The 22,381-nt window shown below is 53.5% G+C and carries 16 protein-coding genes and 1 pseudogene; all 17 read left to right on the plus strand.

Going from position 1 to position 22,381, the window contains the following annotated elements; genetic code table 11:
- Positions 1 to 23 precede the first annotated feature (23 nt).
- The 17 genes and pseudogenes from JI741_RS23670 to JI741_RS23750 all read left to right on the plus strand — a co-directional run bounded on the left by JI741_RS23670 (position 24) and on the right by JI741_RS23750 (position 22,381).
- Positions 24 to 467: an NADH-quinone oxidoreductase subunit A gene (locus JI741_RS23670; protein WP_202013913.1), complete on the plus strand. Its 444-nt coding sequence runs from the start codon at positions 24 to 26 to the stop codon at positions 465 to 467.
- Complete coding sequence (gene nuoB, locus JI741_RS23675) at positions 448 to 1,086, plus strand: NADH-quinone oxidoreductase subunit NuoB (RefSeq protein WP_202013914.1); 639 nt, start codon at positions 448 to 450, stop codon at positions 1,084 to 1,086. The genes JI741_RS23670 and nuoB overlap by 20 nt, the downstream gene beginning before the upstream one ends.
- Positions 1,087 to 1,204: 118 nt before the next feature.
- Complete coding sequence (nuoC, locus tag JI741_RS23680) at positions 1,205 to 2,950, plus strand: NADH-quinone oxidoreductase subunit C/D (protein WP_202013915.1); 1,746 nt, start codon at positions 1,205 to 1,207, stop codon at positions 2,948 to 2,950.
- A 36-nt stretch (positions 2,951 to 2,986) separates the two neighbouring features.
- Complete coding sequence (gene nuoE / locus JI741_RS23685; RefSeq protein WP_202013916.1) at positions 2,987 to 3,451, plus strand: NADH-quinone oxidoreductase subunit NuoE; 465 nt, start codon at positions 2,987 to 2,989, stop codon at positions 3,449 to 3,451.
- A 10-nt stretch (positions 3,452 to 3,461) separates the two neighbouring features.
- Positions 3,462 to 4,724: an NADH-quinone oxidoreductase subunit NuoF gene (gene nuoF, locus JI741_RS23690; protein ID WP_202013917.1), complete on the plus strand. Its 1,263-nt coding sequence runs from the start codon at positions 3,462 to 3,464 to the stop codon at positions 4,722 to 4,724.
- 2 nt (positions 4,725 to 4,726) lie between these two features.
- Positions 4,727 to 6,598: pseudogene (gene nuoG / locus JI741_RS23695) on the plus strand (NADH-quinone oxidoreductase subunit NuoG); the annotation flags it as partial.
- Positions 6,599 to 7,418: 820 nt separating this feature from the next.
- Positions 7,419 to 8,381 carry an NADH-quinone oxidoreductase subunit NuoH gene (gene nuoH, locus JI741_RS23700; protein ID WP_202013919.1) on the plus strand — a complete coding sequence of 321 codons (963 nt, stop codon included), beginning with the start codon at positions 7,419 to 7,421 and terminating at the stop codon, positions 8,379 to 8,381.
- A gap of 21 nt (positions 8,382 to 8,402) precedes the next feature.
- Positions 8,403 to 8,918, plus strand: a complete 516-nt coding sequence (nuoI, locus tag JI741_RS23705) for an NADH-quinone oxidoreductase subunit NuoI (protein WP_202013920.1) — start codon at positions 8,403 to 8,405, stop codon at positions 8,916 to 8,918.
- 5 nt (positions 8,919 to 8,923) lie between these two features.
- Entirely contained in the window at positions 8,924 to 9,451 is a 528-nt protein-coding gene (gene nuoJ / locus JI741_RS23710) for an NADH-quinone oxidoreductase subunit J (protein WP_202013921.1), read from the plus strand.
- Positions 9,452 to 9,473: 22 nt separating this feature from the next.
- Complete coding sequence (nuoK, locus tag JI741_RS23715) at positions 9,474 to 9,782, plus strand: NADH-quinone oxidoreductase subunit NuoK (RefSeq protein ID WP_202013922.1); 309 nt, start codon at positions 9,474 to 9,476, stop codon at positions 9,780 to 9,782.
- Positions 9,783 to 9,787: 5 nt separating this feature from the next.
- The gene (gene nuoL / locus JI741_RS23720) at positions 9,788 to 11,665 is read left to right on the plus strand and encodes an NADH-quinone oxidoreductase subunit L (RefSeq protein WP_202013923.1); all 1,878 of its coding nucleotides are present in this window, start codon (positions 9,788 to 9,790) and stop codon (positions 11,663 to 11,665) included.
- Positions 11,662 to 13,194 (plus strand): NADH-quinone oxidoreductase subunit M, encoded by a 1,533-nt coding sequence (gene nuoM, locus JI741_RS23725; protein ID WP_202013924.1) that lies wholly within the window; start codon positions 11,662 to 11,664, stop codon positions 13,192 to 13,194. The genes nuoL and nuoM overlap by 4 nt, the downstream gene beginning before the upstream one ends.
- Entirely contained in the window at positions 13,181 to 14,614 is a 1,434-nt protein-coding gene (locus JI741_RS23730; protein ID WP_202013925.1) for an NADH-quinone oxidoreductase subunit N, read from the plus strand. The genes nuoM and JI741_RS23730 overlap by 14 nt, the downstream gene beginning before the upstream one ends.
- A 109-nt stretch (positions 14,615 to 14,723) precedes the next feature.
- Positions 14,724 to 15,542, plus strand: a complete 819-nt coding sequence (locus JI741_RS23735; protein WP_202013926.1) for a glucosaminidase domain-containing protein — start codon at positions 14,724 to 14,726, stop codon at positions 15,540 to 15,542.
- Positions 15,543 to 15,627: 85 nt separating this feature from the next.
- The gene (locus JI741_RS23740; RefSeq protein WP_202013927.1) at positions 15,628 to 17,013 is read left to right on the plus strand and encodes a glucoamylase family protein; all 1,386 of its coding nucleotides are present in this window, start codon (positions 15,628 to 15,630) and stop codon (positions 17,011 to 17,013) included.
- 66 nt (positions 17,014 to 17,079) lie between these two features.
- A complete protein-coding gene (locus JI741_RS23745; protein WP_202013928.1) occupies positions 17,080 to 19,002 on the plus strand; it encodes a 7TM diverse intracellular signaling domain-containing protein in 1,923 nt (640 codons plus the stop codon).
- 352 nt (positions 19,003 to 19,354) lie between these two features.
- Positions 19,355 to 22,381 carry a SusC/RagA family TonB-linked outer membrane protein gene (locus JI741_RS23750; RefSeq protein ID WP_202013929.1) on the plus strand — a complete coding sequence of 1,009 codons (3,027 nt, stop codon included), beginning with the start codon at positions 19,355 to 19,357 and terminating at the stop codon, positions 22,379 to 22,381.

The following is a 22,381-nucleotide window of genomic DNA, read 5'->3' on the forward strand; positions in this document are numbered from 1 at the left end:
GATTTGCTGGAGGCAAATAAGTTTTGAATCGTTCACCTGAAACCGTCACACTCGTATGGCCCATACTCGCGTATGCGGCAATCGTGTTCACCCTCGTTGGCGCAATACTGGGACTGTCGTATGTCTTCGGCCAACGCCACAACGACCGCGCTACAGGCGAGCCCTTCGAGTCGGGCATTCTCAATACCGGCTCTGCACGTCTCCGTTTTTCAGCACAATTTTATCTCATCGCCATGCTCTTTGTCATTTTTGACGTGGAGACCATTTTCATTTTTTCATGGGCCATCGCGTTCCGTGAACTGGGATGGTATGGCTATGCCGGGGTGCTCACGTTCATCATCCTGCTGGTGGTGGTGCTCATTTATGAATGGCGCAACGGCGCGCTCGACTTTGGCCCCGACGGCCGCAAAATTCTGAAGGCTTACAAAAAACGCAAAACTGCAACGCATGAAATGGTGGCTCACTAAACCGGATGCTCCCGTCAGCGCGTTGACGGGCACGGGATCGTTCGAGGAAACGGTGCAGCAAAGTGTCATGCTGTCGTCTATGCAAAGCCTTCTGGGATGGGGCCGGAAAAACTCCATGTGGCCGTTTCATTTCGGTTTGTCGTGCTGCTTTGTGGAAATGGCCACCAGCATGACACCGAAATACGATGTGGCGCGCTTTGGCGCGGAAGTGATCCGGGGCACGCCCCGCGAAGCCGATGTGATGATCGTGGCCGGCACCGTATTCATTAAAATGGCCCCCATCATCAAACGCCTCTACGAACAGATGATGGAGCCGCGTTGGGTAATCTCCATGGGCTCTTGCGCCAACTCCGGAGGCATGTATGATATATATAGTGTGGTGCAGGGCGTGGATAAGTTTATGCCGGTGGATGTGTATGTGCCCGGTTGTCCGCCACGGCCCGATGCATTTATGGAAGGCCTCACCCTGCTCGCCGCTTCGGTTGGAAAAGAACAACGCCCGCTCAGTTGGGTGATTGGCGAACAGGGGGTGATAAAACCTGAAAAAATATCAATGAAAGAACAACGCTATGCGCGGCGAAAGGAGATGACAACCTTTCGCTCTCCCGATGAAGTTTGAACTGTGCACGAGAACCCGGGAACAATTCACAAAGTATGTAACACACTAAACGATGACGAATGAGTGATTGAAAACAGGTTGACCTAAAAATCCGGGCACTGCGGTGTGCGGCATAACTATGGAAAAACCACTTGATCCAACAGAACTGCTGGCGCAAAAGTTTGGCGATGTCTTCGCCAGACAAGCGACAAAGGATGACATGGTCACCCTTTGGCTGCCGTTGGGCCGTTTAAAGGAAGTTCTCTATTTTTTGAAAACCGATCACCGACCCGCCTATCGTTTTCTCTACGACATCACTGCCATCGACGAGCGCTCCCGCAAAAAAGATCCTTCCAATCCTTCCGAACATTTCACCCTGGTCTACCACCTGTTTTCCTATGGTGGCAACGGCTTTCTTCGCCTCAAGGTAGCGTTGAAAGAAGGGGAGTTGTCTGTGCCCAGCATTACCAACCTGTGGGCAAATGCCAATTGGTATGAGCGCGAAGTGTTCGACATGTTTGGTATCCGTTTCGAAGGCCATCCCCACCTCACGCGCATTCTCATGCCGCTGACCTGGGAGGGACACCCGTTGCGAAAAGAACATCCCGCCCGCGCCACCGAAATGGGACCCTTCAGACTGTGGGACGAAAAGCAGGACCGCGAACAAGAGGCCCTGCAATTTAATCCCGAAGACTGGGGACTGGAGCGGCAAAGCGACGACAGTGATTTTATGTTTCTCAACATTGGGCCGCAACATCCCGGCACCCATGGCGTGATTCGTCTCGTCCTTCAACTGGATGGTGAGGACATTGTAGATATTGTGCCCGACATCGGCTTCCACCACCGTGGCGCCGAAAAGATGGCCGAACGCCAGTCGTGGCACACCTACATCCCCTACACCGACCGCATCGATTACCTTGGCGGTGTCAACAACAATCTCGCCTACCTTCTCTCCATCGAAAAACTTGCCGGCATCACAGTTCCCGAACGTGCCAACGTGATTCGCATCATGCTGTGCGAACTGTTTCGCATTGCCAGTCACCTGGTTTGGTATGGAACCTTTGCGCAGGATGTGGGCCAGCTGTCGCCCGTGTTCTATATGTTCACCGACCGCGAGCGTGTGTTCGACATCATTGAAGCCGTGTGTGGCGGACGCATGCATCCCAACTGGTTCCGTATCGGCGGCGTGGCCCAGGATCTTCCGTTGGGATGGGAGAAGCTGGTGAAAACCTTCATTGACTATTTCCCGAAACGCTTAAAGGAATACGACGACCTCGTGATGCGCAACAGCCTGTTCAAAGCGCGCACCATAGGCATCGGCATCTTCACCACCGAAGAAGCCATCGAGTGGGGTGTGACCGGCGCGGGGCTGCGCGCGTGTGGTTTTGATTGGGACTTCCGGAAAAAACAACCCTATTCCGGTTATGAAAATTTTGACTTCGACGTTCCTCTCGGCGAGAATGGCGATTGTTATGATCGCGCGAAAGTGCGCGTGGAAGAAATGCGCCAGAGCCTGCGCATCGTGGAGCAATGCATGAAGAATATGCCGGAAGGTCCCTACAAAGCAGAACACCCGCTCACTACACCGCCCGTGAAAAAACAGACTATGAAAGATATAGAGACGCTCATCACACACTTTTTAGGGGTGAGTTGGGGACCGGTCATTCCGGCGGGCGAGGCCATGGTGTGCACAGAGGCTACCAAAGGTGCCAATAGTTATTATGCCATCAGCGACGGCAACACATCGCCCTATCGCATGCGCATTCGCACCCCGTCGTTTGCACACATGCAGACCGTGCCCTACATCAGCAGAGGTTACACGGTGGCCGACTTGCTGAGCATACTGGGAGCGATGGATTATGTGCTGGCAGATATTGACCGATAGGAACAAAATTCAATCAAACTATAGAATGAAAAGATTATGCTGACGCTCGAAGAAAAACAGGAAATAGAACGCGCCATTCACCAGGTGCCGTTGCGAAAGGCGGCGTGCATCGAAGCACTGAAAGTGGTGCAGGAACATCGACGGTGGGTTTCCGACGAAAGTTTGAAAGACGTGGCTGCGTTCATGGACATGTCGCCCGCGGAGCTTGACTCTGTGGCAACATTCTACAACCTCATTTTCAGAAGACCCGTGGGGCGTCATATCATATTAGTGTGCGACAGCATCAGCTGTTGGGTGATGGGCTATGAAAAGATACAGGCACATCTTTCCCAAAAGCTGAACATCGGCTTTGGAGAAACCACGCTCGACGGGCGCTACACCATGTTGCCCAACCCATGCCTGGGCACCTGCGATCACGCACCGGCATTTATGATCGATCACGACCTGTACCGCGACGTGACAACGGATCAGCTGGACGCCATACTGGAAAAATACACCTGACCTAAACGCTATGAACAAACCGCTCACCCAACATGTTCGCCCCGACGGCAGGCCGTTAACGCTTCAGGAATATGAAAAAGCCGGAGGTTATGCCGCCGTGCGCAAGGCATTGAAAGACATGGCGCCGCAGGCCGTCACCACGTTGGTGAAAGAGTCGAACCTGCGCGGACGTGGGGGCGCTGGCTTTCTTACGGGCATGAAATGGAGTTTTGTTCCGATGAATGCGCCCAAGCCCAAATATCTTATCGCAAATGCAGATGAGATGGAGCCAGGAACTTTCAAAGACCGCATCCTGCTGGAGAACACGCCGCATCAACTCATCGAAGGCATGATCCTGGCGGCCTTCGCCATTCAGGCCGACAACGCGTATGTGTTTTTGCGCTGGGCCTACAAGCAAGCGGCAAAGGTCATCACCACGGCCATAGAGGAAGCATACGCCGCAGGTTATCTCGGCAAAAACATACTGGGTACAGGGTTCGATCTCGACATGCATCTTCACACCGGCGTGGGTCGGTACATGTGTGGCGAAGAAACGGCCCTGCTCAATTCACTAGAAGGCAAACGCGCCACCCCGCGGGCCAAGCCTCCCTTTCCGCAGATCAGCGGATTGTTTGGCAAACCCACCATCGTGAACAATGTGGAAACGTTGTGTTGCATTCCGCATATCGTGAACAATGGCGCCGAGTGGTTCAAGGACCTGAGTCGTGGCTCGGATGCCGGAACAAAAATTTATGGTGTCAGCGGCAATGTGAAACGACCGGGTGCGTGGGAGTTGCCCATGAATGTGACCATGCGCGAACTGGTGGAAGAACATGCTGGCGGGATGCGCGACGGTTATCGTTTTCGCGGCGCGTTGCCAGGCGGTGCATCAACTGATTTTCTTGTAGAAGAACATCTCGACGTGAAAATGGACTACACGTCGGTGGCTGCTGCCGGAAGTCGTTTGGGCACGGGCACCATGATTGTGCTCGACGACCAAACCAGTGTGGTGGGCTTTGTGAAAAATCTCGAACACTTCTTTGCCCAGGAGTCGTGCGGCTTTTGCACGCCGTGTCGTGAAGGTCTTCCGTGGGTCGAGAAGATCCTGCACACCATCGAGCGGGGCGAAGGAAAACCCGAAGACCTGAAGCTGCTGGAGTTCCATACCAAATATCTCGGTCCGGGCAACACGTTTTGCGCGTTGGCGCCGGGAGCGATGGAACCGCTGCAGAGCGCGTTGAAATATTTCCGAAAGGATTTTGAAATGTTGATTCATCATAAAATTTCAGCATAGCCATGGCCACCGTCTATATCGACAACAAATCGTACGAGGTAGGAGCGGGGAAGAACCTGCTGGAGTCGTGCCTCTCGCTGGGCCTCGACTTGCCGTACTTTTGCTGGCATCCTTCGCTGGGCTCGGTGGGCGCCTGCCGGCAGTGTGCCGTGAAAGTATACAAAGATGCCGACGACAAGAAGGGAAGACTCATCATGTCGTGCATGGAACCGGTGGCCGACAATCAGCGCATCTCCATACAGGACCCCGAAGCAAAAGAGTTTCGCGAACACGTGGTGGAATGGCTCATGACCAACCACCCGCACGACTGCGCCGTGTGCGACGAAGGCGGCGCCTGCCACCTGCAAGACATGACCGTGATGACCGGCCACAACTACCGGCATTTTCAATACAAGAAACGCACCTATCAAAATCAATACCTCGGCCCGTTCATCAACCACGAGATGAACCGCTGCATTCAATGTTATCGTTGCGTGAGGTTCTATAAAGACTATGCCGGCGGCAAAGACCTTGATGCATTTGCTTCCCGGAACCAGGTGTATTTCGGACGCCACGAAGAAGGAACGTTGGAAAGTGAGTTCAGCGGCAACCTGGCCGAAATTTGTCCCACGGGTGTGTTCACCGACAAAACGCTGAAGGAACATTACACACGCAAATGGGATCTGACCAACGCGCCGTCCATATGCCAGCACTGCAGCGTGGGTTGCAATACAATTGCCGGCGAACGTTACGGCGAACTGCGATCGATCGTGAATCGCTATAATGGAAAAGTGAACGGTTATTTTCTGTGCGATCGTGGCCGCTTTGGCTATGGCTTTGTGAATGCAGAAGACCGCATACGCAAACCCAGGGTGCGTCACGAAACCGTGTCGCGCGAAACTGTACTGGAAGAGATCAAACGCTCCATTCTGGGGCATAACGTGATCGGTATTGGTTCGCCAAGAGCTTCTCTGCAGTCCAATTTTGTATTGAAGGCCCTGGTAGGAGAAGATAACTTTTATCACGGTGTTAACGACAACGAACACAACCTGGGCGATCTCGTGGTGAAGATCCTCACCGAAGGGCCGGCGCGAAGTCTTCCCTTGAAAGAGGTGGAGAACTGCGATGCTGTTTTTATACTGGGCGAAGACCTGACGAACACGGCGCCCATGGTGGCCCTGGCCGTTCGCCAAAGCGTGCGCCGGCAACCCCTGCAACACGCCGCGAAAAACAATATCGTGGAATGGAATGACGCCGCCGCCCGCGAATTTATACAAGACGAAAAAGGGCCATTGTTCATGGCCACCGTGCACACCACAAAACTGGACGAGCTGGCCACACGTGTTTATCGCGCCGAACCCGACAACATTGCCCGCCTGGGATTTGCCGTGGCGCACCTTCTCGATCCTGAAGCGCCGGCCGTTGATGACCTCAGCAACGATGAAAAAGAACAGGCTTTGCAAATAGCCAACACGTTGCAGCAAGTACAGCGGCCTGTAATTATTTCCGGAACAGGATGTGGCAGCGAGATCATTCTGCGGGCCGCGGCCAACGTGGCCTGGGCGCTGCAAAAGAAAAACAAAGCCGCAGGCATTGTGCTCACGCTATCGGAATCGAATGCCATGGGGCTTGCCCTTCTGAATGGCCACCGGCTTCAGTCGGCGCTCGACACCATCCTGAACCGGCGCGACGACACCGTGATCATTCTGGAAAACGATCTCTATCGTCACGGACCACCGTCAGTCGTAGACGAATTTATGAAGACATGCCACAATGTGATTGTGGTCGACTACCTGAACACACCCACCACACAAAAAGCCAGTGTGGTGGTGCCGGCCGGAACCTTTGCCGAATCCGACGGAACGGTGGTGAACAATGAAGGTCGCGCACAACGCTTCTTCCAGGTCTATGAGCCCGCACAAGGCATGCAGGAAAGCTGGCGGTGGCTGTTGAACATTGGCGCGGCCGTTGACCATCCCAGGCTGGCAGCCTGGAAGAATTTTGAAGACGTGACACGCGCCCTGGCCGCCGAAGAAGTTTTGCTTCGCGGCGTGGAGAAGGTCACACCCCCGTCGTCGTTTCGCATGGCGGGGCAGCGCATTCCGCGCGAATCGCACCGCTACAGTGGAAGAACTTCCATGAACGCCGCCATCAACGTGAGCGAACCAAAACCGCCGGAAGACGCAGACTCTTCGCTGTCCTACACCATGGAGGGCTATCGTGGTCAGGCGCCGTCCAGCATGATTCCTTTCTTTTGGTCGCCGGGATGGAACTCGGTGCAGTCGGTAAACAAATACCAGGACGAGGTGGGCCACGCGTTGCGCGATGGCGATCCGGGTGTTCGTTTGCTGGAACCCAAGGAGCGTGGCGCAGCGCCCTATTTCAGCGGCATACCCGAAGCGTTTCATCCCATGAAGGACCATTTGCTGATGGTGCACCTTCATCACATCTACGGGTCGGAAGAATTGAGCAACCATTCCAAACCAGTTGCTGAGCGTATACCCCAACCGTATGTTATGCTGAATAACGACGATGCCGCCGAGCGCCGTCTGAATGCCGGCGACACATTGACATTTGAGGTAGAGGGACAGGCATTTGCGTTGCCCGTGGTCATCAGTCAATATTTGCCAAAGGGCGTGGCCGGGATGCCTTATGGTCTGGAAGGGTTAACGATTGTAGAATTGCCGGCATGGTCCATCCTAAAATAGAACGATCATGGAAAAAACAGCTTTACATCCTATGATCATCATCGGCGCGGTGCTGGGGGCATTGCTTACCATTGCCCCGGGGTTGATCTGGCTTGAGCGCCGCATGCTGGCGTTGTGGCAGGATCGCTATGGTCCCAATCGCGCGGGCCCTTTTGGTTTGCTGGTGGTGCTGGCCGACACCATCAAGTTGTTTTTCAAGGAAGACTGGATACCACCGTTTGCCGATAAGTTTGTGTTTGTGATCGCGCCGGCCATTGTGGCCATCACGGTGTTGATGAGTTTTGTGGTGGTGCCGTTTGCTCCGGGCATTGTGGTGTCGGATCTGAATGTGGGCATACTTTTTTTTCTGGCCATGTCGTCTATGGGAGCCTATAGCATCATTTTGGGAGGCTGGGCTTCGAACAATAAATATTCGTTGCTGGGTGCCATGCGCGGCGCAGCACAATTGATATCCTACGAAGTTTTTATGGGGCTTTCGCTGATGGGCGTGGTGCTCATGTCGGGGTCGTTTAGTTTGAACGACATTGTGGAAGCGCAGCGGGGAATGTGGTATGTGGTGCCGCAGTTTTTTGGATTCCTCATGTTCTTCATTGCCGGCGTCGCCGAAACACACCGCCTGCCGTTCGACATACCCGAAGCAGAGAGTGAACTGGTGGCCGGATTTCACTCGGAATATTCGGGAATGAAATTCGGATTGTTTTTCGTAGGAGAGTATCTGGGCATCACGCTCATCTCGAGTGTGACGGTGGTGTTGTTTTTTGGGGGCTGGCTTGGGCCGGAGTTTTTGCCGCCGGTGGCCTGGTTTGCCTTGAAAACATTCGGTTTCATCATCTTCTTCATCCTACTGCGGGCTTCGTTGCCGCGGCCGCGCTATGATCAGTTGATGGAGTTTGGCTGGAAGATATTATTTCCGCTCACGTTGCTGAACCTGGTGGCTACGGCCACCATTCTGCTGTGGCTGGAAACATAACACATTAACACAAGCTATTTTATGTTCAGCATTGTTCGAAGTCTGTGGATCACGTTCTTGCACATGTTTCATAAACGTGAGACCATTCAATACCCCGAAGAGAAGGTGAAGCTCACCACGCGATGGCGAGGCCGCATTGTGCTCACGCGCGATCCCGACATGGGCGAACGATGCGTGGGTTGTTATCTCTGTGCAGCAGCGTGCCCGGTAGATTGCATTTCGCTGCAGGCCACAGAAGATGAGAACGGCCGGCGTTATCCGGCGTTTTTCAGGATAAACTTTTCGCGTTGCATATTCTGCGGCTACTGCGAAGAGGCATGTCCAACCTATGCCATTCAACTGATCCCCGATTTTGAAATGGGGGAATACAATCGTCAGAACCTGGTCTATGAAAAGAAAGACTTGCTCATCGACGGACAAGGAAAGTATGCCGGCTACAACTATTATAAGGTGGCGGGCATGGCGATCGGTGGAAAAGATAAAGGAGAAGCGGAAAATGAAAATCCGCCGGTAGATGTGAAAAGTTTAATGCCATAACCGCTATGCACCTCACGTTCTATGTCGCTTCCGCCATTGCTGTGTTGTCCACCATCATGGTCATCACGCGCTATAACCTCATTCACGCGTTGCTGTATCTCGTCGTTTCTTTTCTGGCCATTTCCATCGTGTTCTTCGTGCTGGGTGCGCCGTTTGTGGCGGCGCTGGAGATCATTGTTTATGCAGGTGCTATTGTGGTGCTGATCATTTTTGTGATCATGATGCTGAACCTGAAGGCCGAAGCGGTAGAGCAGGAGCGGGAGTGGCTGACGCGAAAGATATTCATCGGCCCCGCGCTGCTTTCAGTGGTGCTCCTGGCGGAATTGGCCTACATGATTTTACAAAGCCGCACCACCGACTTCAACGCACCCATGCTCGATGCCAAAGCTGTCGGGCTTTCATTGTATGGGCCTTATGTGATCGGTGTCGAGTTGAGTGGTATCCTGTTGATGGCGGGCATTGTAGGTGCCTATCACCTTGGACGACAAAAGAAGAAAGTGGTTCACCGCTTTCTGGAAAGCACAGAAGAATGACGACGCTTAAATAATTAGAAAAATGGAAACCGTTCCCGTAGAATCCGGATTGCTCCTGGCCGGCGTGTTGTTCATGCTGGGGTTGATCAGCGTGCTGATCCGGCGCAACATCATCTTCATGCTCATCTCGGTAGAGATCATGCTCAACGCGGCTGGCCTGGCTTTCATTGTGGCCGGATCGCGGTGGGCGCAAGCCGACGGACAGGTGATGTTTATTTTTATTCTCACCATGGCCGCAGCCGAAGTGTCGGTAGGCCTGGCGTTGATTCTGCAGATCTATCATCAATTGAAAACACTCGACGGCGACATGGCCAGTAAAATGAAAGGATAATCCCTATGAAAGAATTGTTGTGGCTCATACCTGCATGGCCGTTGGCCGGAGCGCTCATCCTGATTCTGGGTGGGCACAGGATGTCGCGCACACTGGCCACCCTGGTGGGGGCGGGAAGTGTTGGCCTCTCGGCGCTCATCACGCTATTGATCGGGTTCGCGTTTCTGTCGGCACCCGAGCCGTTTGACCAACACCTCTGGACCTGGATGGCCATTGGAAATTTTCAACCCTCATTCGCTTTTCACCTCGACGCGTTGTCGATGATCTTTCTCTTTGTGATCACCTTCGTGGGATTTCTCATTCACATCTACTCTTCCGAATTTATGGCCGGCGATGAAGGCTTTGCCCGCTTCTTCGCCTATCTCAACCTGTTTGTTTGTTCGATGCTCATCCTGGTGCTGGCCGACAATTTATTGTTGCTCTACCTGGGATGGGAAGGCGTGGGCCTTTGCAGCTATTTGCTGATCGGCTTTTGGTATCAGGAGGAGAAGAACGGCTACGCTGCCCGCAAGGCATTCATCGTGACACGAGTAGGCGACACGGCCATGGCCATTGGCCTCTTCATTCTGTTCCAAACGTTTGGCACCCTTCACATTCAAAGCCTGCTGCAGCAAGCACCCCAAGCCTGGAGTGTTGGCGATCAAACGGCGTTGCTGGTTGGCTTCTTGTTGCTGGGTGGCGCGGTTGGCAAATCGGCACAGCTGCCGTTGCAAACCTGGTTGCCCGATGCCATGGCGGGGCCATCGCCCGTGAGCGCACTCATTCACGCGGCCACTATGGTTACGGCCGGCGTTTACCTCATTGCCCGCACGCACGTGATCTTTGAACTGGCACCACAGGCCCAACTGGCTGTGGGCATTGTTGGCGCGGTAACACTTTTGCTGGCGGGTTTCAGCGCTCTCACGCAAAATGATTTGAAACGTGTGCTGGCCTATTCCACCATCAGCCAGATCGGCTACATGTTTCTTGCGCTTGGGGTGGGCGCATGGTCGGCGGCGATCTTCCATTTCATGATACACGCTTTCTTCAAAGCCTTGTTGTTTCTCGGTGCCGGGGCCATCATCCTGGTGCTGCATCATGAGCACGACATGTTCAAAATGGGCGGGCTTCGTCACAAGCTTCCTGTAATCTATGGGACCTTTCTCATTGGCGCGGCATCGCTGGCCGCCATCCCGCTGGTTACCGGTGGATTCTATAGCAAAGACCAGATCCTTTGGCTGGCCTGGGCGGGAGAACGTGGCAACGTGTTGTTATATCTCGCGGCATTGTTCGGCGCATTCATCACCTCTGTTTATACTTTTCGTATGGTGTTTGTCACGTTCTTCGGAGCGGAACATTCGCATGTTAGTCATCCCGTTGGAAAGGCTATGCTGACGCCACTGGTGGTTTTGGCTGTGTTGTCAACGCTGGCCGGCTTTCTGGAATTGCCGCACACGCTGGGGCATGTCACGATCTTCTCTGACTTTTTGAGCCCGGTGCTTCCGGCAGTAAACGTCCGGCCCGATGCAGAATCGATGGAGTTGTTGTTCCAGGTCATCGCGGCGGTGGTGGCGCTCAGTGGGGTAGGGCTTGCTTATTACCTCTATGTGTTAAAGCCGGACCTGCCTTCGAAAATAAAAGAAGAGATTCCCGGGCTCCACCACCTTTGGTTTGTGGGTTGGGGATTCGACGCGCTCTACGATACGCTGCTGGTGCGACCCTTCGTCTACATAGCGAAAGTAAATAAGCACGACGTACTGGATAAATTCTATACCGGTCTGGTGACGGTGGCCGAGTTTTTCCATCGGGCGCTGGCCTATACACAAAGTGGCATGATGCGCTGGTATGTGATGGGCATTGTGATCGGGGCCATACTGATGTTAACCATTGGATTGATCTTATGATTTTACCCGCATTGATCATCTTCCTTCTCGCCGGTGGGATACTGGCCTGGAGCGCCGAAAAAATAAACGCCTCCTATCCAAAATGGATAGCCCTGGCGGTGCTTGCCATCTATCTTGTGGTTATGGGTTCGCTTTGGAGTGCCGAAAATACTACGGCGCTGACCGGGGGAAGCTGGAAGGTTCATTTTATGAAGCCGTGGATTCCACAATTTGGCGTCAGCTTTCACCTGGCGCTTGATGGCCTCAGCCTGTTGATGTTGTTGCTCACGTTTTTTCTCGGCATGGCTGCGGTGCTCATCTCTTGGAAGGAAATTCAAAACCGGGTGGGCTTCTTTTATTTCAACATGCTGTGGGTGCTGGCCGGCATCAGCGGGGTGTTTTTAGCGATGGACCTTTTTCTGTTTTATTTCTTTTGGGAAATGATGCTGATCCCGATGTATTTTCTCATTGGCATCTGGGGCCATGAGAATCGTCGGTATGCGGCCTACAAGTTTTTCATCTTCACACAAGCCAGCGGGCTGCTGATGTTATTGGCAGTGCTGGGCATGTATTTTGTTCACGGCGCAACGGCTGGAGAATATACGTTCGATTACTTCGCATGGCTGGGCACACCGCTCTCGACCCAAACCGGCCGCTGGCTCATGCTTGGATTTCTGGCCGCCTTCATTGTGAAGCTGCCCGTGGTGCCATTTCATTCGTGGCTGCCCGATGCACACGCCGAAGCGCCCACGGCCGGCAGCGTGATCCTGGCGGGACTGTTGTTGAAGACCGGCGCCTATGGTTTGATCCGTTTTGTGGTACCCCTGTTTCCCGAAGCCTCGCACTACTTCGCGCCGGTGCTCATGGGATTGGGCGTGCTGGGAATTTTATACGGCGCCATCCTCGCCTTTGCACAAACCGACATCAAACGCCTGGTGGCCTACACCAGTGTGAGCCACATGGGCTTTGTGATGCTGGGCGTGTTTGCTTTCAACGAGGTGGCCATGAAAGGTGTGGTCATGCAAATGATCACGCACGGCATCAGCACAGGAGCGTTGTTCATTTTGGCAGGCGTGCTCTATGAACGTATACACACGCGCGACATCAATCACATGGGAGGCTTCTGGCCGCAGGTGCCGTTCATGGGCACCATGGGGTTGGTGTTTGCCATGGCGTCGCTGGGGCTGCCGGGCCTGGGCAACTTTGTAGCGGAGATATTAACCTTGCTGGGAGCATGGCAGGCCAATCATACCCTCACCATACTCGCCACGGTGGGGCTGGTGGCGGCAACCGCCTATTCGCTACGCATCGTTCAAAAAATTTTCCTGGGGAAACCAGAGCACCACTACACACTACCCGATCTTTCGGGGCGTGAGAAACTTATCCTGGTTCCATTGGTAGTGGCAATTGTTTGGCTCGGGCTTTTTCCGCAAGCCGTCATGCAACAGGTAGACCAACCAGCGAAGGCAGGCACTGCACAAACGCAGGTCACCACGTCAGGGCTGTTGGTCAATCAACATGTGAAAGGAGGTGAGCATGACCCGAAATGATTTTCTGAGCGTTGTTCCGCTGTTCATTCTCACCAGCGCGGCCATCCTCATCATGTTCTCCATTGCCGTGAAGCGCAATCATAAAGTCATCTACATCATCACGCTCTTGTCGTTGCTGGCCGATTTTGTTTATGTAGTTGCCAACATGGCGGGCACGCGGCATGAGCTGGAGCCCTTGTTTGTTATCGATGGCTTTGGTGTATTTTATATAGGCCTCATACTGCTGACATCGTTGCTCGTCACCATGATGTCGTATGCCTATTTTGAGCAGCGCGAGGAACGTAAAGAGGAATATTATATCCTGCTGATACTGGCCACGCTGGGTTCGGTGGTGCTGGTCATCAGCAAACATTTTGTGTCGTTGTTTCTGGGATTGGAAATTCTCAGCGTGGCGTTGTATGCCATGATTGCCTACTTGCGCAAGCGCGAGCGGTCTGACGAAGCCGGCATCAAGTATCTGATTCTGGCGGCGTTCTCTTCGGCGTTCCTGTTGTTTGGCATGGCGCTGGTCTATGTCACCACGGGCACCATGTCGTTCGAAGGCATGGCCCAATACCTGGCAACGGTGCAAGGCCTGCCGTTCATGATGGTGGCAGGCCTGGGCATGATGGTGGTGGGCATGGGCTTCAAGCTGAGCGTGGTGCCGTTTCACATGTGGGCGGCCGATGTCTATGAAGGTGCACCCGCCCCGGTCACAGCGTTCATTGCCACCGTGTCGAAAGGAGGTATGGTGGGATTGCTGGTGCGGTTCTTCGACACCCTTCATGCGCAACAATACCCCGTGCTCGTACTTATCTTCACCTGCATCGCCATCACGTCGATGCTCGCCGGAAATTTTCTGGCCTTGCGTCAGAACAATGTGAAGCGTGTGCTGGCCTACTCATCCATATCGCACATGGGTTATCTGCTGGTGGCCTTCATTGCGGGCGATGCCATGGGAACGGAGGCCGTCACCTTTTACTTGGTGGCCTACTTCGTGACCACATTGGGAGCGTTTGGCATTCTGGCCACGCTCTCAGACACCGAGCGCGACGCTGAAGTGATGGACGACTATCGCGGCCTGCTCTGGCGCCGGCCCTGGACGGCCGCCATCTTCACCGCCATGTTACTCTCACTGGCGGGCATTCCCCTCACGGCCGGGTTCGTGGGTAAGTTCTATGTCATCGCCGCCGGTGTGCACACGCAGCAATGGTTGCTGGTGGTGATGCTGGCTGTGAATAGTGTTGTTGGTCTGTATTATTATATCAGAATCATCGCCGTCATGTTCGAGCAGCCACAACGCGACAGCGATCAACCACACATGCTGCACCCGGTGGCCTACATCATCAGCGGGTTCACCATGGCCATCCTCACGGTGTCGCTCATCTGGCTCGGCGTTTTTCCGGCGGGACTGATGGGCATCATTAAAGGGCTGTTGTAATATCAAAAATTTACCTGAGGAAATGTGAAAGCATTCCTGCATCGCCCGACAGCAGCCGGTGGCGATGACTGGTTGGTGTGATCAGACCTTTCCTGGTTATTTTTGTTTTATGGCTTGCCGCTGTGGTGGATATGGGTTGAAGATCGCGACCGTTGTGTTGCTCATGCTCGGCATGGGTTGCAACCGTCACAAAGGCACGGTGGTAGATTCCCAAACGATCAGCATCAAATCGCTGGACGAGGTGGAGATGCTGAAAGACGAATTGGTGAAGCCCGTGTTGTATACCAACGTGTCGGGGTTCGATCGCCTGCCATCGCCCCAGGCCAAAGCCAAGTTCATTGCGGCCGTGTTGCCGTCCATTCTCATCGCCAAACACAACATCGAAGAAGACCGCAAGCGCATGGTGCAGCTGAAAAAGAAGCTGGCGTGGGAAGCCGACGATAGTGTTTTCTTTTTTGATATGAAGGTTCGCTACAAAGCAAAAACAGTGAACGACCTCATCGGCCGGATGCGAACCTTGCCCAACAGCATCGTGCTGGCTCAAACGGCGGTAGAGAGCGGGTGGGGGCAAAGCCGTTTCTTTCTCAGTGCCAGCAACCTGTTTGGCATCTGGTCGTTCAACGCCAACGAGCCGCGCATCGCGGCATCGCACACGCGGGGCAACCGCATGATCTACCTGCGCTCGTACACCGACATGTCGCAGTCCATTCAACACTACTTCGAAATACTTTCGCGATCAACGGCCTACCGAAGCCTGCGCCGCGCCCGCCTCAAGACCGACAATCCGTTCAAGCTCTTGCCGCATCTCAAATATTTCTCCGAACGCCGGTCGGCCTACACCCGCCAGCTTCGTTCGGTGATCGTGGCCAACAACCTCACACAATACGATCGCTATCGCATCGATCCTGAATTTCTGATTGAAGAATAGCCGAAGACGCCACTCAAAAAAAATACGTCTTTCATATCTCGTTTTTCTTCCGATATTTCTATTCTACAACCAAAGACGTTTTATTATGATCAATGCCTCTCGAAGACTCATTCTCGCCGCATGGATTCTTGTCGTGTGCTGCTGCACCACCTTCGCGCAGCAAAAGGCACCGGCCAAAGTGCCGCTTCCCAAAGCGTTCCTCGATTCACTGTCGCGACAGACGTTCGATTTCTTTTGGGACCTGGCCGGTAAAGACAACGGTCAGCAACCCGACCGCTGGCCTTCAGAAAGCTTTTCCAGTATTGCCGCCACCGGCTTTGGACTCACTTCCTATATCGTAGGCGTGGAACGCAAATACATCACCCGCGAACAGGCCGCAACAAGAGTGTTGACGACCCTCAAGTTTATGCAAGCCCTTCCCAAAGGCGACGCCACGGCCGGGGTAGCCGGCTACAAAGGTTTCTTCTATCACTTTCTCGACATGAAGACCGGCCTTCGGTTTCAGCAGGTTGAACTCTCTACCATCGACACGGGCTTGCTCATGGCGGGTATACTCTCCACACAGTCTTACTTCGACGGCGCCTCGGCCACCGAAAAAGAAATTCGTGACATCGCCGAAGCGCTCTACCTCGCTGTGGAGTGGGACTGGGCAATGAACAAAAAAAATGTGATGAGCATGGGCTGGCATCCGGAACACGGTTTCCTTGATGCTACGTGGCGCGGCTACAACGAAGGCATGATCCTCTACATCCTTGCGCTAGGTTCACCCACCCACAGCATCTCACCCGACAGCTGGAAAGCATGGACCGATTCTTATCAATGGACAAAATATCAGGGGCAGGAGTTTGTGAACTTCGGTCCGTTGTTTGGCCATCAGTATTCACACATGTTCATTGACTTCAAAGGCATCTCGGATGACTATATGAAGACAAAGGGCATCGACTATTTCGAAAATTCGCGCCGCGCAACCTATGCCAATCGCTCGTATTGTGTGGTGAACGCTGCAGGATTCAAAGGCTATGAAAAAAGCATCTGGGGTCTCACGGCCTGCGATGGTCCGGGCAACGATGGCAAGCGCAACCCCAACGTGTCGTTTCAGGGCTACAACGCGCGCGGTGCTTCTCAATTCTATCTTCAGGACGATGGCACCATTGCACCAACGGCCGCCGGTGGATCCCTTGCCTTTGCACCGGAGATCTGCATACCGGCACTACAGGAAATGAAGAAACGCTTTGGCACAAAGCTCTACGACAAATACGGATTCAAAGACGCCTTCAACCTCAGCATCGACTATGCCGATGGCACACAAGGATGGTTTGACAAAGATTATCTCGGCATCGATCAGGGACCCATCCTCATTCAACTGGAGAACTGGCGCTCGCAAGTGATCTGGAACGTGATGAAGAAGAACAAACACATTCGAGACGGCTTGAAAAAAGCAGGCTTTGCGGGAGGGTGGCTCGAACAATAAAATGCGCGTCACACATTCGCGGCGCTTTCTGTTGGACAAGTAAGACAACGCATAGTATATTCACGTATGAAGCAGTGGATAGTGACGGGCGTGGCAATCATCATCATTCTGGGCAGTGCCAGTGCCCAGAAAGTGTTTGAGGTGGAAGACGGTCGTAACGAACACAACTTCATGCCCTATGAGTTGGAGTATTATGTAGACACCACCAACACCTTGTCGTTCTGGCAGGTCTCGTCCAACAGTTTTTCGAATCGTTTTCAGGCGCACCCCGACTATCACAACAAGGATTTTAAGACCAACGCTTCCTACTGGATCAGGTTGCCCGTTCGGCATCGGGCCAACAGCACAGAAGTGTGGATGCTGGAGTTCTATGATCAGACCATCGATGAGATTGAGGCCTACATTCCCCAGGAAAACGGATCGTATCGAAACGTGATGATGGGCGACAGTCAGCCTTTTGCCCACCGCCTGTTGCGTCATAAAAACTTTGAGATCGTGTTGAACATCAACGCCGACACGTTGATGTATTATTACTTCAATGTCCGTTCGCATGAGTTTGCCGATATCCGCATCGGGTTCCGGTCGGTTGATAGGTTTGTGTATTATGCTTTGAACGAATACCTGCTCTTCGGCACATTCTATGGCATGATCCTCATCATCAGCCTCTACAACTTCCTGGTGTATCTCGCCATTCGCGAAATAAAAAACATCTACTACATCATCTATATATTGAGTGTGGCGGCCTACGCGATGAGTTATGATGGCATCGGCTTTCAATACCTGTGGCCCAACCATCCGGAATGGAACAACTATGCCGTGGGCGTAACGCTCTATTCCGTTATTGTCTGGGGACTGATTTTTACCCGGCGTTTTTTGAGCACACGCGCCAACGCGCCGAGGCTTGACAAGGCCCTGAAGGGCATGATTGCGCTGCGCACGGTGTGGTTTTTGGTGGAGCTGTTTTTCCTGCCGGAGTTGCTCACCTATCGCAATGTGGAGATCATTCCGCTCTCGCTCATTTTTTATACCGGCATCACCATCTGGAACCAGGGCTACCGGCCGGCGCGCTTCTTTGTGATTGCCTACGGCGTGTTGTTCATTGGATTTTTTATCCGGTCGCTGGTCTACTTCAACGTGTTGCCGTTCACCACGCCGTTGCACTATAGTCTTCACTTCAGCTTTGTGCTGGAAATGTTGTTCCTCACGTTCGCGTTGGGCGATCGCATTCGCATTCTCAAAGACATGCGCGACCGGGCACTGCGCCGCATCATTCACCAGCACGAAGTGAACATGCAGTTGAAAGACAAAGTGACCCGCGAACTGGAACAGAAGGTGCAGGAGCGTACCATCGAACTAAACGATAAGAATCATTTGCTGGAAGAAATTAACACAAAGCTCGAACGCCAGTCGCACGAGATCAACCAGATCAACTCCATTCTCGATCTAGACAATTGGAAACTCAAGAACAGCATCAAGGAAGTGCTGAGCGAGCGCCTTCTGGAAAAGACGATGGACTATCACCAGTTTAAGACGCTTTATCCCGACACGCTGGCGTGCTATCGCTTCCTGGAAAACCTGAAGTGGGAGGGGACCTTTCATTGCCGCAAGTGTGGCAACGAAAAGTATTTCGACGGCGCCCAGAAGTTTGCCCGACGCTGCACGCGCTGTGGCTACAACGAATCCATCACCGCCTACACCATTTTTCACAGCATCAAGTTCCCCATCGAAAAGGCATTCTACATCGCCTACCTCACCGTTATCGGCCAGAAGGAGTACACCCTCGAGATGCTTTCGGAGCAGCTCGACCTGCGGGTGAACACCCTTTGGGCATTCCGTCACAAGGTGGCGGAGCGCATCCACGACCTTGAAAAAACAGGACGCCGGCCACACTCTGCGCGCTGGCAGGAGGTCATTCTGATCCAGGAGAAACCCTCCAAACTGCCTGCCGCGGCGCGGGTCCAGAGCCGGTTGAAAAGCAGCCAGAACTAACCAACGTCTTTCCCAAACACTCACACAGCCAAGGTTTAAAGGCAACGCTAAAATGCGATTTGCGATGCGTTGCGAAGGTGCCTGGACGGGCTTAGCCATCCATTTAGCAAACGTTCCCGCAGCTATGTTTTTATTGCGCCAAAGAAGTGTCCGGGAAGGACCAGAAAACGGTTGAAAGCCGCTGAATTCAATGTTTTTAATCTGGAAAAATAACATACCAGAAACACTCTTCTCCACGGCTGATTTGGTCGACTTTCTTCGAAAAATCTCCCGAAAGCCCTTGACAAGTCCAACCTTCACTGGCGCGAACAGCTAAAAACCTGAACCCAAAACCTGTTGCGCACCAGGGTTTATGCGGACATTTTTACTTACACTTTTCTTGGCCGTGCTGGGCACCCAGGTGCTGGCGCAGAACCGGACCGTGACCGGCAAAGTGACCGACGCCGAAGACGGCAGTCCCCTGCCGGGCGTGAGCGTTCTGGTGCAGGGAACCACCCGGGGAATGGCCACCGACCTGAACGGAGCCTACAGCCTTGAGCTGGGTCCGGGCGAGGATGTGATCACGTTTTCATTTATCGGCTACAAAGCACAAACCATCACCGTGGGCGATCAGACCACCGTGAATGTGGTGATGGAAACCGACGCCACCCAGCTGAACGAAGTGGTGGTTGTGGGCTATGGCGAGCAAAAGAAAAGCGACATCACCGGCGCCACCGCCAACGTGAAAGGCGAAGAACTTTCGAAGCAACCCGTGCTCACCGCCACACAAGCCATGCAAGGCAAAGTGGCGGGCGTGCAAATCATCAGCAGCGGCCAGCCCGGCGCCTCACCCCAGATCCGCGTACGTGGTGTGGGCACTGCCCTGAGTGGAACCACCTCGCTTTATGTGGTTGACGGTGTGCTGACCGACGACATCACCAACATCAACACCGCCGACATCGTGGACATGACCATCCTGAAAGATGCTTCGGCTGCAGCCATCTATGGTTCGCGTGGTGCCAACGGAGTCATCATCATCACCACCCGCAAGGGGTCGGTGGGGGCCATGAAGATTACTTACAACAACAACATCGGCATCCGTCAGGCGGCCAACCTGGTGCAAATGGCTAACAGTGCCGAATACAGCAACTACGTGCAGGCTGCCGTGGGCACGCCACCACCCGCATCGTCCTACAACACCGATTGGTACAAAACCATTTTGCGCACGGCGTGGGAACAGAGCCACAACCTTTCCATTTCCGGAGGCAGCGACAAGTCCACCTATCTGTTCAACGTTGGTTATCTCAACGACGAAGGCATTGTGATTGGCAATGAATTCAAACGCCTCACGCTTCGCCTCAACAACGACTACCAGATTCGTGAAAACCTGAAGTTCGGATTCCAGTCGTCGTATGGCAACAGCATCAATCAAAACGGCTTCAACGTCATCGACATCGACACCTATGGCAATGTGGGTTCGGTTTATAGCGATGCTTATCGTGCGGCGCCGTTCATCCCGAGCATTGTGGATGGTCGCTATGGAAACACATCGGCCTATGGCAACGTGGGCAACCCGCTGCTCGACGTGAAGAGCAACGATGTGAAGGTGAAAGAAAACCGCATGCAGGGATCGGGCTACCTAAGCTACAAGCCCGTGTCGTGGTTAACGCTGCGCACATCGCTTGGCGCCGATTGGAAAAATTCGCTGAATCGTCAATACAACTACCAGTTCAATCCCGACGAAACCACCTTCGTAGTGGCCGGTGGAAATCAGTTGCGTGCCCTGAGCGCATTGAACATAAAACAAATTCAAACTTTCCGGTGGGTGTGGGACAACACGGCCACCATCAATAAATCATTTGGCAAGCACGACTTCACCTTGCTGGTGGGAACAACCGCCGAGAAGTATAATCAAACGTGGATCTCCGCCAATCGCAACGATGTGCCGGCCGATCCCAACCTGTGGTACATCAACGTGGGCGACGCCAATAGCTCACAGAACGATGGCAAAGGCGATGCGTGGGCCAGAAACTCTTACCTCGGAAGATTGAACTATGCCTATGGCGGAAAATATTTGCTGACCGGAACCTTTCGTGTTGACGGTAGTTCTCGACTGCCAAAAGTGAATCGCTTTCAGTCGTTTCCCTCGGTAGGCGCTGCGTGGGTTGTGAGTCGCGAAGGCTTCATGCAGGGGCAGGGCATCTTCGATCTGCTGAAGTTGCGTGCTTCCTATGGAAAAGTGGGCAACGACCAGATTCCAACCGATGCCTACACCAAGAGTGTGACGCTGAACAAACCCTATCCCTACAACGGCAGCACACAAGATGCAACCAACGGTGCCCTCATTGAACAGATCATCGATCCGAACATCAACTGGGAGATCACCAAGGAATATGACGTGGCCCTGGAGTTTGCCATCCTGCAGTCCAAACTGACGGGTGAGGTTAACTACTACGACAAGAAAGTTGAAAACGCCCTCATCAAAGTTCCCGTGAACCTCACCTCGGGCGATGGCGACAAAGTGATCTACACCAACGTGGCTTCCATTCAGAACCGCGGCGTGGAAGTGGTGCTGAACTGGAAAGACAAGATCGGCGATGACTTCTCCTACACCATTGGCGGCAACGTGACCTTCAACAAAAACAAAGTGCTCGCCCTGAACGGCGGCCAGGCTGTATATGGCGGTTCCGTGGGCGCAGGGCAGGGCTTCACCACCTACACCGACAACGGACAGCCTGTGGGAAGCTTTTATGTTTACAAAACGCTAGGCGTGTTCAATTCCGAAGCCGAGATCTCAGCCTACACCAACAGCGCGGGCAAAGTGATTCAACCCACAGCAAAGCCCGGCGACTTCCGCTACCTCGATAAAAACGACGATGGTGTGATTGACGACAGTGACCGCGAGTTTGCCGGATCGTATCAGCCCGTTGCCTACTTCGGTGTGAACCTCGGTGCAAACTATAAAAGCTGGGACTTCTCGCTTTCCATCTATGCCAACGTAGGCAACAAAGTTTATAACGGCAAGAAAGCCGCCCGTGTCTATGGCACCGACAACGTAGAGAAAGACATGGTGTACAAACGGTGGACGTCGGCCAACCACACGCAATCCGAACCTTCGGCCAACACCGGCAACCTGCCCGCGTCAGACTACTTCGTGGAGTCAGGTTCGTTTGCGCGCATCAACAACCTCACCATTGGCTACACGCTCCCGGCCGCGCTGCTGGAGCGTTGGAAGATCGCGAACCTGCGCGTGTTTGTGACGAGCCAGAACCTCTTCACTTATAAAAAGTATAGCGGCTTTACGGCCGAGTTGCCGGGCGACCCCCTGTCGTCGGGAATTGAATTAACATCCTATCCAACCACGCGCACGTTTGCCGCCGGTTTAAATGTGGGTTTTTAA

Source organism: Chryseolinea lacunae (genome assembly GCF_016735595.1).
GTDB lineage: Bacteria > Bacteroidota > Bacteroidia > Cytophagales > Cyclobacteriaceae > Chryseolinea > Chryseolinea lacunae.

What these genes read in the sequence shown, in the direction of transcription:
- nuoE (WP_202013916.1), top strand. Translation starts at nt 2,987, where the DNA reads ATGCTGACGCTCGAAGAAAAACAGGAAATAGAACGCGCCATTCACCAG.
- JI741_RS23730 (WP_202013925.1), top strand. Translation starts at nt 13,181, where the DNA reads ATGACCCGAAATGATTTTCTGAGCGTTGTTCCGCTGTTCATTCTCACC.
- nuoC (WP_202013915.1), top strand. Translation starts at nt 1,205, where the DNA reads ATGGAAAAACCACTTGATCCAACAGAACTGCTGGCGCAAAAGTTTGGC.
- nuoB (WP_202013914.1), top strand. Translation starts at nt 448, where the DNA reads ATGAAATGGTGGCTCACTAAACCGGATGCTCCCGTCAGCGCGTTGACG.
- nuoM (WP_202013924.1), top strand. Translation starts at nt 11,662, where the DNA reads ATGATTTTACCCGCATTGATCATCTTCCTTCTCGCCGGTGGGATACTG.
- JI741_RS23745 (WP_202013928.1), top strand. Translation starts at nt 17,080, where the DNA reads ATGAAGCAGTGGATAGTGACGGGCGTGGCAATCATCATCATTCTGGGC.
- nuoK (WP_202013922.1), top strand. Translation starts at nt 9,474, where the DNA reads ATGGAAACCGTTCCCGTAGAATCCGGATTGCTCCTGGCCGGCGTGTTG.
- nuoL (WP_202013923.1), top strand. Translation starts at nt 9,788, where the DNA reads ATGAAAGAATTGTTGTGGCTCATACCTGCATGGCCGTTGGCCGGAGCG.
- JI741_RS23735 (WP_202013926.1), top strand. Translation starts at nt 14,724, where the DNA reads ATGGCTTGCCGCTGTGGTGGATATGGGTTGAAGATCGCGACCGTTGTG.
- nuoI (WP_202013920.1), top strand. Translation starts at nt 8,403, where the DNA reads ATGTTCAGCATTGTTCGAAGTCTGTGGATCACGTTCTTGCACATGTTT.
- nuoJ (WP_202013921.1), top strand. Translation starts at nt 8,924, where the DNA reads ATGCACCTCACGTTCTATGTCGCTTCCGCCATTGCTGTGTTGTCCACC.
- nuoH (WP_202013919.1), top strand. Translation starts at nt 7,419, where the DNA reads ATGGAAAAAACAGCTTTACATCCTATGATCATCATCGGCGCGGTGCTG.
- JI741_RS23750 (WP_202013929.1), top strand. Translation starts at nt 19,355, where the DNA reads ATGCGGACATTTTTACTTACACTTTTCTTGGCCGTGCTGGGCACCCAG.
- nuoF (WP_202013917.1), top strand. Translation starts at nt 3,462, where the DNA reads ATGAACAAACCGCTCACCCAACATGTTCGCCCCGACGGCAGGCCGTTA.
- JI741_RS23740 (WP_202013927.1), top strand. Translation starts at nt 15,628, where the DNA reads ATGATCAATGCCTCTCGAAGACTCATTCTCGCCGCATGGATTCTTGTC.